The following is a 17123-nucleotide window of genomic DNA, read 5'->3' on the forward strand; positions in this document are numbered from 1 at the left end:
ATGGCGCGGCGCGGCCGATTGGCGGGTGTCGCGCTCTTTGTTTCCCTGGGCCTTCTCGCCCCGCTCGTCGGCGCACAGGCGCCGGAGCCACCGTCCGTCTCGAGCGACCTCGGGGCGGCGAAGGTCTATCCCATCTATCCTTACCTCACGGCCGAGATGCAATCGCTCGCCGCCGATCACAAGGACATAGCGCGGCTCCATTCCGCCGGACAATCGGGAAAAGGCATGGAACTCTGGTACATGGAGGTCGCCGATTTCGAGGCGGCAAGTCGAGTCCCCATCCATGAACGCGAAGTCCTCTACATCGACGGAGGCACGCACGCCAACGAGTACATCGGCGTCATCTTCGTGATGCAGTGGCTTCGCACGCTTCTTGCCGGTTACGGTTCGAACGCGACGGCCACCTGGGTAGTCGAGAACCGCCACACGATAATCCTCCCGCTCGTCAACCCCGAGGGCTCGATGAACGGCGTTGGCCGCCTAAACGACAACCGCGTCAACATCAACCGCAATTACCCGATAGGATGGGGCGATGTGGTCGAGGATCCGGCCCTGAACTACGGCGGGCCGTATCCGGCGAGCGAGCCGGAGACGCGCGCCGTCATCGGTGTCTGGGAGCGCTTCGACCCCGATTTCATCCTCAGCATCCACTGCTGCGGCAACCTCTGGCTCTACCCGTACGGCATCGAGGGCCGAGAACCCCATCCGGACGACAAGGCGGTCTTCGAGAAGATTTGCAACGACGTCTTGTACGACGTGCGCAAAGACTGCGGCCCCACGTGGTCCACCATCTATCCGGCAAGCGGCATCACGAGCGACTCGGGTTACGCACTGGTTGGCGCGAACTCCTGGAGTTACGAGATGAAGTCCACGACGTTCGACGGGGAGCCGTCCGAGGTTCCGCAGGGCGTTTGGGGTCCGCCCGCATACACCGCTCCGATCGAAGAACTCCAGAAGGAGAGTTGGCGCGCGGTGGAGCATGCGTTCCTCAACGTCCACCTCTACGGAGGCCACGCGGAGGCGTCGATCGTCTCGGTCGCCACCGACGCGGTGACGCTTGAGGTGAGGAACACGGGCTTTGGAAACCTAACGAACGCGAAGATCACGGTGGGGGACGCCCTGGGGAATCTCCGCTCGAACCTCATCCCACGCCTTGGGGCCGGTGAGAGCGCGACGATAGTCGTGGCCGGTGCCTTCCGCGCGGGCGCGTTCCCGGTCACCCTCTCCTACCAGAAGCGCCCAATCGACACGAAGATGGGCGCCTCGAAGCTACAGCTCGGCGTGACGGGCGGTGGAGACGCCCTCGTCGGAGTGCTCGATCACGGATCGCCGATCGCTGTCACCGGCGCGGCGGCCCTGGAGATCGGCTCCCAAACGCCGTCGAGGGTGCCGGGGTTCGAGGCGTGGATAGTGGTCGGGGCGTTGGCGGCGGTCTCGTTTTCACGCCGGAAGCGCTGATACCAGGTCGGGCGCATGTGAGCGCCCTTCTCTTCACTTGAGGAAGAACTTCCTTGCGTCTCCTTCTCCCACTTGCACGATTACGCCCTTCTTCAAAAGCGACTCCAGTATGAACGCGATGATGTTTCGCGTCATGTGTGTGGGTTTGCGGAGCTCGTCGACCGTTTTCGCCGCCGCCTCGCTCGTGGCACCCAGCTTCTTCATCGTGTCGAAGACCTGCGTTTCGACGTCGGAAAGGTCGGCCTCGCTTCCTCCGGTCCCCGGGCCCATCACTACCTCATCCCCTTCCTGGCCTTCACTTCATGCGGGGTCGGGAACTTGATGCCCTTCGCGTTCGACCTTGCGACGATGTCCTTGAGTTTTGGAGGCGTAAGATGGAGAGCGGGTGCCACGTCGGCGATGTACTCTTTGCCTTGGCGTTCGCGCTCGATCTCTTTTTGCGGGTTCGATGATTCGAACATTATCGCCTCCGTTGGGCATACCTTGACGCACGCCGGGTCGCCGCCGCAGAGGTTGCACTTCACGACCTCCCTGTCCTCGAACGCGATCGCGTCGTACGCGCACTTCACCACGCAGAGGCCGCACCCGATGCAGTCGTCCTTGTGGAGCTCGACGTATCCTTTCTCCTTGTCCCAGAAAAGCGCATCCGTCGGGCAGACCTTCATACAGGTCTTGTCCTCGCATTGGATGCAATAGTTCGGGAACTCCCACGCGCCGTCCTTCTTGACGATCCGGATGGCGGTCTTCGTCTTCGAGAGTATGCCGAACTTGTTGAGAGAGCACGCGTAACTGCAAAGGTGGCAGCCGACGCACTTGTCGGGATAGACGAAGAGCTGTTTCGGCGAGTCTCCGATCTCGATGGCGAAATTCTCCATCGACTTGAGGGTCACAAGGGCGGTGAACCGCTCAGCGACTAATAAAGTGTGGGCAGTCGATCGGGCGGGCTCCCTGGTGCGGCCCCTTCCTCATCCGAAATGTCGGCTCCCCGCGTGGCCATCCGTTCAAGATGCCGGACGGTACGAGACAACGATGTCGTCGACCCATGCTTGGACCGCGCTCTCCATCGTGCCGCTCCACCCGTCCGACGTTACGCCGAGTTTCCCGAGTTGGAAGCCGTCGCCTGGTTGCGCACCGGTCGTGTACGATGCGGAAAGAAGCTCTTCGCCGGCCGCGGAGAGGATCCGCATCGTCAGGAGGCGCGTCACGTTGTCGTAATCGAACGCGAACCGGTACTCGGTGTCCGCCTCGCCGACGAACTTCGCGTTGAGCCGCAGAGTGCCACTCGAGTCCCGGTACTTGAGGTAGTATTCCGGTTTCTGTCCAAGGTTCCAGTCGCGGCTCTGGTAGTGGACGGCGAGGGAGTTCCTGCCGTTCACGGCATCGGCGAGGCCCGACTCCCCGATGAAAAGCGGCACCGCGCCCTGCCAATTCCCCTGGCTGCTCGTGGCCCAGCGCGCGGAGACGTTGAAGCTTCCAGAAGATTGGTTCCATGTGCCGTTCAAAGGGTGCACGAACCGCTCGTCGCTTGGGTCCTGGCGGTCGCTTTTGAGGCCGATCCGGCCGCCTAGGATCTCCCACCCGACGTCGCTCCAAAGGCCGTTGTTCTCCCTCACGAAACCCTCGCTGGAATCGCCGAAGGAATACGACTCCGTGGTGGCGGGACCGGATCCGTTCCCCGTCCCGTTGCCGCCCGTGCTGTTGCCTTGCGTGCCGTTGCCTTGTGTGCCGTTCCCGCCGGTGCCGTTTCCCGTCTCGTTCGACGGCGGCTCGGCGAGGATCGTTCCCACGGGGGGCGGGCGCACGAGACCGTTCTGCTCGAAATAGTTCTCGCGGATGTCGAGCGTCACGTTGTAAGCGCCCGCGCCGGAGGAGCGCATCACTCGCAGCATGTAGCTGTCGCTTGAGGCGATGAGAAGCGTCGCGGGCGCTAGCACCCAGCATCCCGCGGAGAAGCTTTCGCCCGTTATCGTGGCGGCGCCGACGCCCGCGTGGACCTGGTAAAGGAGCGGGTCGAGAGAGAGTCCTGGCGTCGGACAGACGGAGACCGAGAACCAGTCGCCGTACGCTACGCTGTTTATGAAATAGTAATCCAACGTGTCGGACGCGTTGACGCTTCCCCAACATGCGGGACCCTCCTCGAGCGCGGGTCTTTGGCCGCTCAAGTGGCGGCCTGCTTGCCATGGATTCGAGTTCGGAGCCTCGCCTGCCCCGCAATCGTCCGTCCGGAAGACGGTCACGTTTCGCGTAAGCTCCCCAAGGGCGGCGCCGTCTCGCGTGACGCCGGTGGCCTTGATCGAATAGTTTCCGGCGGCCGTGTAGGCGTGGGTGGGCGATAGCGGGCTCCCCGACGGTGAATAACCGGCCGCGGGGACGCGTTGCACGACGCCGTCGCCCCAGTCGACGCTCAGGTTGACGTCCTCGTAATCGAGGTCGACCGCTGTGAAGGTGACGGGCATCGCCGCCGGGACAGGCCAGAAGGCGGGGAAGGAACCGGTGATGACGCCCGTGGGGGCGGGGGCGTTGGTCGCGTTCACGCTTACGTTGTAGATGAAATCGCCCGATGCGTTGGTCGGCGCAACGCGGATCGTCCACGTGCCGGCGCTCGAAGCGTAATCGTGCGCGACGTTCGATATGACGGCTGGATGCGATCCGTCGGGCGCCGTCACTTCGAAGGTGGCGTTCGTCAAGTTGAATCGCAGGTGAGTCCCCGAGGGCGCGGCGTACAGGAGAAGGTCCTCCGTGTCCTCGTGGCCGACGTAGCCCTTGCAAGATGTCGTGAAGCTGCGGCCCTCGGCGGGCGCGTCCCCCGGTCCTTGGCAATCCGGAAGCGCCACCACGTCGACGGTGCGGAGGCTCCCCGTTAGCGTCCGTCCGAGGCGCGACGTCCCGTTCGCGGTGATGCTATACGTCCCGGTCCCCGAGTAGGTGTGGTTACGCGTGTAGTTCGTCGCCCACCCCGCCCTGAACGCCGTCGGCGCCGTTCCATCGCCCCAATCGATCGTGACATCGACGTCTTCCGTGTCGAGGTCGTCGGTCCGGACAACGTACGAGACGCTCTGCCCTCTTGTCGCGGACGAGGGCCCGACGAGCGACACCGCGCCCGTCGGCTTCACGGCCACGATCGAGCCCATCGTGATCGTGTAATCGCGCGAATACCCGCCCGCGGGGTCGACGTTGATGATGTACATGCCGCCGCTTTGTGAATAATCGCGGAATACGCCGGCTAGAGGCGACCGGGTCACGTCCTCGGGGGACGTGATGTTGAAGCCCACGCCCGAAGAGACGCTAGCGGTGACGCGCGTTCCCGGGGCGGTCTCGAAAAGGAGCTTGTCGGCGAGGTCGCCTTGGGTGCCGAGCCAGGCGTTACAGGTCCCCGTGAAGGCCTGGCCGTCCGCGGGGGCATCGCCAAGGCCGTCGTAGCAATCGCCACGGTAGGACGATACCCATGTGTTACCTGGCGATGACAGCGCCGGCACATCGTGGGAGTCGAAGGCGTTGATCCTCAAGGACCAGGAACCCCAGTATGAGTGGCCGCTCGGCGTCGTCTGGAAGTGGAACGTCGTCCCCGATGGGCCCTGTTGCGGTGTGGGCATGAGTTGGTACCCGTACGGGAAGTTGTAGTCTCCGTCGTCGCCGAACAAGACGTAGGGCCTCACCGTGTCGTTGTCGGCGTCCGTGACGGTCACGTCGAAGGATATCGGGTCACCGTCCTGGACGAACGTCGTCAGGTTCGAAAGCGCGAGCACCGGACGGGCGTTCGCGGTGACGCTCGCCTTCACCCAATAATCGAACGGGGCGGTCGACTGGGTGTCCCACCACTCGGATGGGTAGGTGTAGCAGCTTCCGTCCCAACAGAACGTCTCGTACGCCTTGACGTCAGGTTGGCTGGGCGTCACATCGATTTTCAAGGGGCCCGCGCCCGTCATCTGGAAAGTCGTGTCGAGCACACTCGGTCCAGAGGGGCGAAGACCGAAGTCGGGGCCGGGGTTCGTGCTCATCGAATAACTGTGCCCCTGGATTGAGGCCTCGAGGCGCACGATGTCCGCATCGTCGGCGGCGATCTGGTAACCGTCTTTCCCATCACCTAGGCCCCGGGTCCAGCCGTCGACGAAATGGGACGTGCAGGTCACGCCCGACGTAAGAGTCGCACGTGAGGTCGTCGAGGAGTCCGTCGAAGTCCCGCAATCCCCGCCCGTCGGCGCGGGACCGCGTGTGACTGTCAACGTGTACCTCAAAGGCCCGGGCGCCGAGACGAGTTCGATGCGGTCGATCTCGGTGGCCCCGTCGTCGTCGTAATCGAAGAACGGGACGAGCTTGTTGGTCAAGACGACCGTGCCCGAGCCTTCCTTGCGCTGGACCTCGGTGAAGTCGACCGTCCTCACGACCCTCACCGTGCCGGGATCGTGAAGGGCGATCGTGAAGTTGAGGGGCCAATCTCGCCATACGCTCCACGAGTACGTGTCGAGTGTGTCGCCGTCCGGGTGGAGCCAGCCTACGCAAGAGACGCTAGCGTTTCCAAGCCCCGTGAACGGCAATGCGCGGGCAATGCTGCCCACGTCGCCGGAGCCGTTGCAGTCCCAGTAAGGGAACGGTCCGATCGGGCGGATGCCCGTCACGTTCAGTTCGTATTTCCCCACTTCCCCCGAGATGTGGATGGAGTAGTCTCCGGCCGGAAGCGACGGCGACTCGAGGTAGAACGTCCCCTTGTCGTTGTTCGTGACCTGGGCCTTGATCACACGCGTGGCGTTTCGTAGGACAAGCGAGGTGTTGAGGCCGTACTCGCGCTGGCTCAGAGCGAAAATGGGGCCTCCGGGGGAATGGAACTGGTAGTCGTCCGCGTCCGCGGGGTTGGAGCTTCCGACCTCGTGGATCACGCCGGGGCAAACGAAGGGGTAGGACACGTTCAACGGCTCATCGTCGCCCGTATGCACACCCGAAAACTCGCCGACGTCGCGCCCCGTGTAGCAGTCGAACTCGTCGAACGGGCTTCGCGCGATCGCGAGGTCGAAACGGCCCGCTTCTCCATTCGGCGAATGCTCGCCGACGCCGATGATCGCAAGGGTGTGGATACCCGCCGAGGGGGCCGCCGCGAAGGCGACCTTGCCCCCGTCCTGCCCCGGAGCCTCGAAGTGCTCGACGAGGCTCCCGTTCGGCGAGTAGAAATCGATGTCGACGTCCGTGATGTCGCTCGGGTCCCACGTGAGCGTGAAGTCGAGGCGGTCGCCGCGGTCGAGGTCCAACTTGAACGCGTCGACGTCGTCGCGTGCCGTCATCGTGATGTCGCACGAAAGCGTCGCGCCGTTCGCGACCGTGATGAGCGTCGCGTTGGAGCGAAGGTTCGGGCCGTCGACACCGGTGCCACAGTCGTCTTGCGTCGCGGGATCGAAGGCGTACACATCCACTTCGTAATCGCGCGACCCTTCGATGACCGCGGTCCAGTCGCCGCCCGAATCGGCGGTGAACTCGAAGCCGGAGAAACCCTGCTCCGCGACGTAGAACGCGTCCATCCGCTCGGTGGCGGTCGGGTCGAAAAGGCGCACCGAGGTCGCGCCCGATGACGCCCTCGCAACGATCTTGTCGCCTGCATCCACGCCTATGGTGTACGAATCCGAGGTCTCGTTCCCACGGATGAAACCGAAGCAGGTCGTGTCCGCTAACGTTACCCCCGTCCCGTCGCCGTCGAACCCCTCGCCCGGGCACCAGCGGTGCGCGTTGAACGCATCCGGGAACCATTCGTGGCGCATCTGGTAGTCGAAGAAGGTGCCGCTCACGTGGTCCACCTCGACCACCACCCGCGCGGCCCTTTGCGCCCGGAACCCGATGTCGCCGGTTATCCCAAAGATCAGCGGCCTTGTGACGAGAAGCGTGCCGTTCCAGTCCCAAAGGCGCATGACATACGAACCGTCCGCGCCGCCCGCAACGATGAGTTTCGGGTTGATCCACTCGAACGGCAGCATATCGATGCGGTAGAAGTCGCGCGCATCCCAAGTGTCGGTACGGCCTGTGCAGGTGCTCGAGCCGAAGGCAAGCGCGATGGGCGCCGAGCTACGAAGGAAGCTTCCCGCGTCGACACCGCCCGTGAGGCAATCCGTCTGTACCGGGTCGTTCACCGCGACATCCAAGGAATACGCGCCGGAGCCGCGAATGATCACCACTTGGTCGCCCGTCTCGCCCGCCACCGCCTCGACGCCCATCCCACCGTGCACGTCCAACGCGTCGGTCGCGTCCATCTCGGCGCCTGACGGGGAAAGGAGCGTCACGTTCGAAACACCAGTCGCACGCACCGTAACGCGCTCTCCCGCGGTCGCGCTGAATTTGTACGCGTCCGCGTCGTCGATCGGATCCATCTCGCCGCCGCACGTCGTCGGCGTCGAGATGAGCGCGGCTGTGGAGGCGTCGGGCCCGGCATCGACGCCGCCGGCACAAGCATCATCAGCGGCCGACGCAGGAAAAGGAAGCGAAGAGGCGAGGAGGAACAAGACTAGAAGGAGGGCGTCCGCCCGCCTTCCCAAGACTCCCGCTTGATGCCGTCCCGTCGCCCGCTTCATCCTGCCTGCCTCTAATACCCTTGAGTGGAGGGATTAGGGGGGTAGTGTAAGGCGTTTTCGGGAGGTCAACTGGGAGGTTGCATGTGACGACCAACATGGATGCTTGGTCGATGCCTTGGTTTGCGCGAGACTCTATGCGGGCATCAAGCGAGGAGGATTCGCGATCACGGATTCGAGTTGGCGCTGGCGCTCTGGGCTAAGCATCCCATCCCGTGTCCACCCTCGTATCTCGTAGTATTCGTTCAACATCTTCTCGAACCCCGCCCTTTCGATCCGATGCCCCTTCGCGAGCCTCGAAGGCATCGGCTCGTCGAAGTAACGCTTGGGGAGCGTGTCGTCCTTCCGCGTCACGCCTTCGCGCACGTTGAAGAGCCGTTCCATGTCGATGACGTTCCTTCCCACTTGGATCGTCTCCTCGCGTGTGAGCTTGATGCCGGTCGTGTGTTCGGTGAGTTCGCGGACGATCTCGAAGTCGACAAGATGCGGGCTGTTGAAGCCGTGGGTCACGAATTTGCAGATGCCTGCGCTGTCGACGACGGCGAACATGTCGTCGCTGAAGGCGACCGTCTGCGCCTTGCCCTCGTAGATGGTGGGGTCGCGCGTGACGCCTTTGCCGTAGATCTTCTCCTTGGTCTCGATTGGGAGGTTCATGAAGATCTCCAAGGTCGGTCGGTTGCGAAGATGGTCCGCGCCACGCGATGCGACCGCGAGGCCGAGCCCGAACGCTTTGAGGTAGCGCACGTCGTGCGGGTCGCTTTGAGGAAGGCCCTTCACCGCGATGAGGTAATCAGCGGCCATCGGCGGGACCAGGCCCATCGGAAGGGCGCGAGTCGATTCCGCCATCACGTTTCCCCAGCCTTCGCGGCGGGTGATCTTGCCGATCCATCGCTTGACCCCTTCGTAGTCCTCGTCGGCCCAAAGCAGGGGTTCGCCCGTCTGCTCTTTCGTGATGATTCCCCGCTGGTAGAGTTCCATGTGCCATGCGAGTATGGTCCCAAGGCTCGACGTGTCGAACCCGACATCGTTTGAGATATTGTTGAGTTCGATGAGTTGCTCGGTTTTCAACACACCGATGTTCGCGCCCATGATGCCGGTCGTCGAATACTCCGGCCCTTCGCCGCCGAGCGTGTTCCTGTGCGTGCAGTGCACGAAACAACTGGAACATGAGACCATCTTCTCGACCTGGCCTTCGATGTGCTCGCTGTCGAGTTCGTCGACCCATGAGTTGAGCTGGCTGTTCTTCGTACGGATCGCGCCTATTGCGTTCGACGTGTCGTAGAGGAACGCGGTGCCGACGGTGCCCAAGACCTTCGCGACCTTCGATGAGCCGACGTAATGATGGATCTCGGTTCCGCGGACCAGAAGTGTCGCAGGGTCGGCGACGGGGAGGGCTTCGGTTCCGGTCGCCACGATCGCCTTCAGGTTCTTCGATCCCATGACCGCGCCCATACCGGTGCGGGCGCTTCGCTTGTATCCCGAGCGAACGGCCGCGAACCGGACGAGTTTCTCGCCTCCGACGCCGATCACGACCATCTCGACACGGGTGTCGCCGAAGTCCTTGCGGATCATCTCCTGGACTTCCAGCGTTTCGTGGCCCCAATAGGGGGTCCCGTCACGGAACTCCACTTTTCCGTCTTTGATGTACAGGTACGTGGGCCTCTCGGCTTTTCCCTTGACAATCAGATGGTCGAACCCGGCACTACGCATCTCGGCCCCGAAGAAGCCGCCGATGTTGCCATCGCCGAGGATGAACGTCTCCGGGGACTTTCCCGTCACGTTCATGCGCGAAGACGACGGCGCCATCGTGCCTGTGAGAAGCCCCGCCCCGAAGATGACGAGGTTCTCGGGAGAGAAAGGCTCGACGCCGCGGAGGAGGTACTTGTTGAGATAATAGACGTTCAACCCCCGGCCGCCGAGGAACATCCGCCGCAATGAATCCGGGATCTCCTCGACGTGGACCGTCTTTTTCGTGAGGTCGACGATGGCGAGGTCACGCGGGTAGCTCATCCTTGGAAGATAGGGTGGCAAAGTGGTTAAAAGGCTTTGGAGGTATCGTGGGCCGTGGTCGATTTCCGCCTGAACGAACAGCATCTTGCGATCCAACGGATGGTCCGGGACTTCGCCGAAAAAGAGATCAGGCCGGTCGCAAAACGCATCGACAAGACGCGCGAGTTCCCGTGGGCGACCGTAAGACGCGCCGGCGAGCTTGGCCTCATGGGGGTCGCGATCCCGGGCGAATGGGGTGGGGCGGGAGCGGACACGATATCGTACGCGATCACGGCGGAGGAGATGACGCGCGTATGCGCGACCCACGCGACCATCCTCGGCGCGAACAACAGCCTCACGTGCGGGCCCATCCACGCCTTCGGCACCGACGACCAGAAGGAGAGGTACCTGAAACCGCTGGCTTCGGGGAGACACTTGGGCGCCTATTCGCTCTCGGAGCCCGGTTCGGGTTCCGATGCGGCGAGCCTCACCACCACGGCTCGACAGGACGGTGGCTCCTACGTGTTGAACGGCACGAAGAGTTGGGTGACGCTCGGCCCCGTGGCGGACACGATCATAGTCTTTGCGACGCTTGATCCGAGACTGGGCGCCAAGGGCATCTGCGCTTTCATCGTGGAAAAGGGGTTTGACGGCCTCAAAGCCGGCGAGCCCGAGCACAAGATGGGGTTGCGGGCGAGCCCGACGTCGAACCTGTTCTTCGAGGACTGTCGCGTGCCGAAGGAGAACCTCCTGGGCCGCGAAGGGGAAGGTTTCAAGATCGCCCTCGCCACCCTCGACAGCGGCCGGGTCCTCGCGGCCGCGGGCGCGATCGGAATCGCCCGGGCGGCGCTCGAAGACTCGGTCGCCTACGCTAAGGAACGCAGGCAGTTCGGGCGCCCGATCGGCGATTTCCAGGCGATCCAATGGATGCTGGCGGATATGGCCATGAACATCGAGACCGCCCGGATCATGTGCCACAGGGCCGCGTGGCTCAAGGACCAAAAAGTGCGCTTCACGAAGGAGGCTTCCATCGCGAAACTGTTCGCGACGGAGATGGCCACGCAAGCGTGCCTCAAGGCCGTACAGATCCACGGCGGGATGGGCTACACGACGGAGGCGAACGTCGAGCGTTACCTTCGCGACGTGAAGGTCTGGGAGATATTCGAAGGGACGAGCGAGATCCAGAGGATGGTAATAGCAAGGCAATTGGGGCTCCCGCAGGAAGCGTAAGTGAGCTTCCCCGTCTGAAAGCCTCTTTTCCGCAAAGCGCGTCCGCGCGAACCTTGATTCGCGACGTCGTATGAAATTGTCCAAGTGACGGACGACTCATATTGAATCGCCACAAAAGGTTTTGAAGCCGCGACAACTTCCGATGTTGGTCTGACCGCATTCGCGGCCAGATCTCGGATAGGCACCCAATCTCCAGCAACAGGTACGGCAACACCTTTCGACTGGGTGCCATCTTTTTCTGCGGTAGGGGCACCTTTGGGACGCGCAAGAAAGCTGGACCAAAAACGCGGCCCCCTTGGGGCCGCGGGCCCGCCTTCGCGCCTTTGGACCTATTGGGGCCAGCGCTCGGCGCGCCTTGCATCCTAGCGGGTTAGTACGTACTTATACGTATATGGAAAACTCGTGGTCCGCTGTTTTCCGGGAAGAAATGGGGCCCGGGTCGGCCCTAAAACGCAACAGGTCGGCAACACTTCGTTGGAGGCGAAGCGATCGAGGGGGAGGCAAGGCCCGACTCGACAAGAGATATTCAACGCCTCACACCTTAAGGTTTGTGGCAAATATCGCAACTTAGGTTGAGATTTAGTCGAATGGTCGGCGATCCAACTAGTGTTTAGCGAGAGAACTCATGTAGAACCGGTCGGGCGATGCAACCCCAAAGTAACCCGCGCCGGTTACATTCGAATAGAAACTCACCAAACTCCTTTTTATCCCCTAAGCGTAACTGGTATTGCCGGCCCCGGTGACTGCGGTCACCTTGGTCGCGCGGACTTCGGTCCGCTTCGACGGACGGCAACCCGTCGGAAAGAGTTATCACGGGGGGAACCCGCGACTCTCCAGCAACAGGTACGGCAACACCTAACAATCGTTTCGGGTTCCCCCCAACCTTTTTCCCGCCTAGCGGCGGCAAAAAACTTGACCAAAAATGGGTCTCGGTCGTGAAACACGCCGGCCCCCCCTGCCGATCCGCAGTTTTCCACGCTGAGGCGCCCCGTGCCGAAGGGGCGTACAAGGCGCCTTTATGAACCCCCAACCGTGGCACAGCGGATTCGAATAGAAAGTTCCCAAACTTCTTTTAATACTCCGCGAGAACCCATGATAGCGGGTCGGGAGCGGCGAAAGCCGCGACCAAGGGGACGCGAGTCCCCGACGGCAACCCCGCAAATGAGACTCGGTCGGCAACACCGCTTCTCACGAAGGCACGCAAAACAAACGGACACCCGAACTCTCCAGCAAAGACGGTCGGCAACACCTCTTCGCTTTTTTCTGGGTGTCCAAAACTTCTGGGCGAGGGGCACTTCTCCTTCGGCCAATCACGCGCGACGGTCAGCGTTTTCTCTGCCACGTTCCGGCACCCATCGGACTTTTCGAAGGGTGACGTTGCCCTGGTAGACTTCAAAATAGACGTAGTCGCCGACCGCAGCGTCCAACAATGACATGATCTCGGAGGGGAGCGCCACGCGATTCTGTCGATCGATGAGACGGGGCTTCGGTTGCGTGGCGGTCTTTCGCGACACAAGCTGGCGGCACCACCCCCGGCGCTTTGTTTTTATTTGTGGAAAGTTATTTACCACAATTCCACATTGTGGGGTTGGGTTTGGAATCGGAGGTGGGCCGGCAGGCTGGCGTCCTTTCCTGGCAACGCCACCTATTCCAATCCAGGAAGCGAAAACATGAGACACGGTTGGAAATCGGTAACGGCGTTGGCAGTGATCGTGAGCATGAGCGGAACCGGCCTGGCGGGCGTATCGGGTGCGGTCCAGAAGCTTTCGCCCGAAATGCCGGAAGGGCCCATCGAAGTTCCTGAACTCGTCGTCACCATGGGAACGAACTGCGTCCTCACTGAATGCGTGACGCTAAGCAAGAGTCACTGGGGATCATTCTGGAATTCGTGCCCTGGCTACCCCCAACTTGGTACGTGTTGGTCGCCAATAAATATCGCCGGATACGGGTTTCACAAAGGAGCGGTCGCCGGCATGGGAGAGGTGAGGAACGGTTGGGGCGCAGTGAACACTTGCACGTTCACCTCCGTATGGGGCTGCAATACCATGGCTAAGACCACATTGCCAGTGGTCGACGCAGGCGTTTGTTGGTTCGTGAGCGGCGCTACATATGGTCTAGTCATCGTTGCCGGCACGCCGGTTCAGGATTGCAGCTAGTGTTCTCGAGGGGCGGGGATAAACCCCGCCCAATCCCTATTATGTGACAAGAAACGCTATCAGACGCAAGTGCCACCTTTCATGAGAAGGAGATGGTCGCGATCCATAGAATCAAGGGCACGAAACAAAATCGTCCCTATCGTGCCCTCACATCAAGCGTCTCCGCCGCAGTCTGCGTGGTTCTGCTTCTGGGCATCGCCGGATGCATAGTTCCTTTCTCGGAACAGTCCCAGGCGCTCGATCCGCAGCCGGCTAAAGGATGGGAGTGGAAGGAACTCGATACCGGGGCCAGGGCTTCGTACAAAGTGATGGAACAAGGAAGGAGAACCGGTTCGATGAACGTGAGCATTGAACCACCGACCACCATTCATCCTCCTGACGGAGCCCCCCTTGAGGCGGTGCCGATCGTCTTCCAACATTTTGGAAACGGAACATCCTCCACCGCCGTTGTCTATGTCTCGCGAACGTCAGGGAAACTGCAAGCGTTCCTAAAACCATGTTCAGTAATGCAAACGGTCGACGGCTTGGAATGTTTCCCGCTCCGAAATCTACTCTTCGCAGGACGCGACTCTCCACCGCCGTACATGATTGGAGCGCTTGACGCCTTCGAATCCCCGCCCTCCGAAATTAAAGTTCAGGTTTTCGAGAATGGAAAACCCCGGGATCAACGGGTTCAGTTAGCGGAGGTCACTGGCCAATCCGGCTCGGGTGCATGCTGGCGCCTATCGCCATCTCAAGGATGGATTAGCGAAGATCGCTTCGGCATATTGTTCTCCGTTCCGTCCCTCGTTGATTTCTGCCCGCCAACGCCTTTTCCCCGCCGAATAGAGCACCCGATCGCGGGCCTCTTGTATGACTTGGAAGCCTTCGAACCCGGTACAGGTTCTAAGGCGTACGCATGGAGCGGTGGCCAGGTAGTCGAAGGTCGCGTGGATGGCGAATATGATAGTGTGGGCGTTCTTCCGCCGACAGGTCAGCGCTCAATCGGAAACATAACGATTGAAGAGGCGTACGATTACGCGCGTGGGAACGACCAGGCGTTTGCGGCCTTTCTCGATAGCCACCCAAAGGCACGCCTTCGTGGGTCATTGGGTAATCCGCCGGGGGGTGGTGCGGTCCTGCCAGCGCCTGCACCTATAGGGAACCAAACTCTGGAACAGGGGTTTCAAATAGGAATCGATTTTTCGGAGCCCGGAGCAAGAGAGTTCTATCACATCCAGGTGCAAAAGACCCGCAATGCTGCGAAAATGGACGTCCTCAGCGTGACGGAGTCACAAGCGAGGATGGGCGCCGTGCCGGCGCCCCGCGATTTGACCTCCTCGCACCGGACCATCGCGAACAGTTTCGAGGCCGCCGCGAACATCATTGGAACCGAATTCCAATGGCTTACGGTCCGGAGCTCCGTTGCCGTTCGTGGACAGGAAGGTAGCGAATTGCCCCTCGACGACCGCTATCATTATGAATTTTTTTTCCAGGGCTTCTCTTCCACCGGGGACGCAGCGGCCGGCATACAATTTCCCGCGAGCGTGATCGTGGATTCGCGCACAGGTGCCATCGTGCGAGTGATTGGCCCGGTTTCCAGCATCGAAAAGATGGTGCCGGTGTTTTAGCGCGAGTGATCCGGGTGCGAATCGCGCGTCGGAGAAACGGGATGGTAGTATCTTTCCGAACGGACACCCGAACTCTCCAGCAAAGACGGTCGGCAACACCTCTTCGCTTTTTTCTGGGTGTCCAAAACTTCTCCTCGAGCCTCGGCTCACGCTCGGCGCAGGGTCCGCGAGGCCGCGAGGGGCCCAAGAAGAAGTAGCGGTTCAAACCCGGGAGTCGGATTCGTTTGCGACGTCTCGTTCTTCCTTAAGTCGGGCAGTTCTTCCGTCAAGTCCATGCTCCCCGGAACCGGATCCACGCGATACCTAAGTTCCAGTTTTCCGGTGACCTTCCCGAATCCCTCCGGTCCCCCGCCCGCCGAGCCGCAACCCTCCGGCATCCCGCCGCCATAAGAGCCGGTTACGGTGAGGGTGCGCTCAAGGCTGACATTGACCGGTGGTTCGAGCACCTTCAACTTGAACCCCTTCTCAGCGTAGTACGGGGTGCCTCCGGCGATCTCGGGCCCGACGAAGGCCGGTTGAGCGGGTATCGGCAGGTCGACGAAGGTCGGGTCGGTAGTGACGTTCTCCCCATCGAGCAGGTTCGGCGTGGCGGCCGTGAGATTGATCCTCATCGACGAGGCGCTCGGGATGCATCCGAACTGAGATGCCGTGACGTTCACTTTGAGAGATTGCGTGACCATGGACTCTGCGCGCATGTCGAAGAACTTCTCGCTCGTGCCGGAGCTCCCGTCGGATTTCAGGATCTCGACCGCGTCGATGCGGATGGTCATCTGCTGCGCCGCGGCGGTGCCCGACAGGAGCAGGATAACGTCAGTGGCGGCGAGGATGCCGGCCGTCACGAGCCGTAATCCGCTGCGCCTCATTTAGCACCACCTCCTCCATGGGCGCCCGCCCCCCACTCTTAAATAGAGGAAGCCTATTACTCGCCTACCCGGCCGAGGCGCGGTTAAAGTGTCTTTCGGGGCGGGCATTCAATTCACAAGGACGTGAACTCATGGCAAAGGGCCTATACTCGGGTCGTAAACTCAAGACGGACAGGGCGAGCCTCCAGTGGAGCGACAGGTACTACAAGCGCCGCACGCTCCGTCTCAAGCAGAAGTCTGACCCGCTAGGTGGCATCCCCCAGGCCCGCGGCATCGTCATCGAAAAAGTTGGCATCGAGGCAAAGCAACCGAACTCCGCCATCAGGAAGTGCGTGAAGATCCAACTCATCCGGAATGGCCGCACGATCACGGCGTTCGCGCCCGGCAACGGTGCGATAAACTACATCGACGAACACGACGAGGTGCTTGTCGAAGGTATCGGCGGCCGCATGGGCCGTTCGTACGGCGACATCCCCGGCGTGCGTTACAAGGTCATCAAGGTCAACAACGTGTCGCTCCTTGAACTCGTTCGGGGACGCAAAGAAAAACCGATGAGGTGAATGGATGGTAGACGAGGTCCCCGTGGAATCCGCAGAAGGAGAAGCGTCGACTCCTCCCGTTGAGGAGAAGAAAGCGCCGCCGAAGAAGAAGACACAGAACTTCCTCATGTTCGGCAGGTGGGACCTCTCGGAAGTCGAGGTCAAGGACATGTCGCTACGCAAGTACGTGAACCTCGACCCCATCTACACGCCCCACACGGGAGCGCGCCACGCGAACCGGCCCTTCGCAAAGCAGAAGGTGAACATCGTCGAGCGCCTCATCAACGTCATGATGAAGAGCGAGGACTACACGGGGAAGAAAAGCAAGGCGTATAACGTCGTGAAGGACGCCTTCGAGATCATCAACACGAAGACCAAGCAGAACCCGGTCCAGGTCCTCGTCACGGGGATCGAGCGCGCGGCCCCGCGTGAGGAGGTCACCCGACTCAAGTACGGCGGCATCAGCGTGCCGAAGGCAGTGGACGTCGCGCCCTCGCGGCGACTCGACGTGGCGCTCAGAAACATCGCCATCGGTGCCACGACCGCGAGTTTCAAGAACCCGAAACCGGTCGCCCAGTGTCTTGCCGACGAGATAATCAAGGCGTCGAAGGGCGAGATGGAATCGGCAGCCGTCGCCAGAAAGGAAGAACTGGAGCGGGTCGCGAAGAGCGCGAGGTAGGCGTCAATCCGTAGACGCTGACCGCAAGACGAAAATCTCCAAACCAGCTGGTAA

General features: G+C 61.6%; 12 protein-coding genes. 6 read left to right on the forward strand and 6 right to left on the reverse strand.

Translation table 11 applies throughout. The annotated features are described in order from the left end of the window. A complete protein-coding gene (locus tag HY556_08890; protein ID MBI4393894.1) occupies positions 1–1458 on the forward strand; it encodes a succinylglutamate desuccinylase/aspartoacylase family protein in 1458 nt (485 codons plus the stop codon). 33 nt (positions 1459–1491) lie between these two features. Here HY556_08890 and HY556_08895 read toward each other — a convergent pair whose 3' ends face one another. The 4 genes from HY556_08895 to HY556_08910 all read right to left on the reverse strand — a co-directional run bounded on the left by HY556_08895 (position 1492) and on the right by HY556_08910 (position 10013). Beyond that, positions 1492–1731: a hypothetical protein gene (locus tag HY556_08895; protein MBI4393895.1), complete on the reverse strand. Its 240-nt coding sequence runs from the start codon at positions 1729–1731 to the stop codon at positions 1492–1494. Further along, complete coding sequence (locus HY556_08900) at positions 1731–2348, reverse strand: 4Fe-4S dicluster domain-containing protein (GenBank protein MBI4393896.1); 618 nt, start codon at positions 2346–2348, stop codon at positions 1731–1733. The genes HY556_08895 and HY556_08900 overlap by 1 nt, the downstream gene beginning before the upstream one ends. Positions 2349–2459: 111 nt before the next feature. After that, a complete protein-coding gene (locus HY556_08905) occupies positions 2460–8006 on the reverse strand; it encodes a hypothetical protein (protein MBI4393897.1) in 5547 nt (1848 codons plus the stop codon). 132 nt (positions 8007–8138) lie between these two features. Continuing rightward, on the reverse strand, positions 8139–10013 hold the full coding sequence (locus HY556_08910) for an aldehyde ferredoxin oxidoreductase family protein (GenBank protein MBI4393898.1): 1875 nt from the start codon (positions 10011–10013) through the stop codon (positions 8139–8141). A 99-nt stretch (positions 10014–10112) separates the two neighbouring features. On the opposite strand from HY556_08910, the gene HY556_08915 reads away from it, so the two are divergent. Then, positions 10113–11222, forward strand: coding sequence for an acyl-CoA dehydrogenase family protein (locus HY556_08915; GenBank protein ID MBI4393899.1), 1110 nt, complete (start codon positions 10113–10115; stop codon positions 11220–11222). 1310 nt (positions 11223–12532) lie between these two features. Here the strand turns inward: HY556_08915 and HY556_08920 are convergent. After that, positions 12533–12736: a hypothetical protein gene (locus HY556_08920; GenBank protein ID MBI4393900.1), complete on the reverse strand. Its 204-nt coding sequence runs from the start codon at positions 12734–12736 to the stop codon at positions 12533–12535. 156 nt (positions 12737–12892) lie between these two features. Between HY556_08920 and HY556_08925 the strand changes: the two genes are divergently transcribed. Beyond that, complete coding sequence (locus HY556_08925) at positions 12893–13378, forward strand: hypothetical protein (protein MBI4393901.1); 486 nt, start codon at positions 12893–12895, stop codon at positions 13376–13378. Between the two features lie 92 nt (positions 13379–13470). Beyond that, the gene (locus tag HY556_08930) at positions 13471–14988 is read left to right on the forward strand and encodes a hypothetical protein (protein ID MBI4393902.1); all 1518 of its coding nucleotides are present in this window, start codon (positions 13471–13473) and stop codon (positions 14986–14988) included. 146 nt (positions 14989–15134) lie between these two features. Here the strand turns inward: HY556_08930 and HY556_08935 are convergent, their stop codons facing one another. Then, a complete protein-coding gene (locus HY556_08935; GenBank protein MBI4393903.1) occupies positions 15135–15851 on the reverse strand; it encodes a hypothetical protein in 717 nt (238 codons plus the stop codon). Between the two features lie 131 nt (positions 15852–15982). Here HY556_08935 and HY556_08940 point away from each other — a divergent pair, with 131 nt between their 5' ends. Both HY556_08940 and HY556_08945 read left to right on the forward strand, forming a co-directional pair. Further along, a complete protein-coding gene (locus tag HY556_08940) occupies positions 15983–16411 on the forward strand; it encodes a 30S ribosomal protein S12 (GenBank protein MBI4393904.1) in 429 nt (142 codons plus the stop codon). A gap of 4 nt (positions 16412–16415) precedes the next feature. Then, the gene (locus HY556_08945; protein MBI4393905.1) at positions 16416–17069 is read left to right on the forward strand and encodes a 30S ribosomal protein S7; all 654 of its coding nucleotides are present in this window, start codon (positions 16416–16418) and stop codon (positions 17067–17069) included. Positions 17070–17123: the final 54 nt, after the last annotated feature.

The sequence above is a fragment of the Euryarchaeota archaeon genome, assembly GCA_016207515.1.
In the GTDB taxonomy this organism is placed as follows: Archaea; Thermoplasmatota; SW-10-69-26; order JACQPN01; family JACQPN01; genus JACQPN01.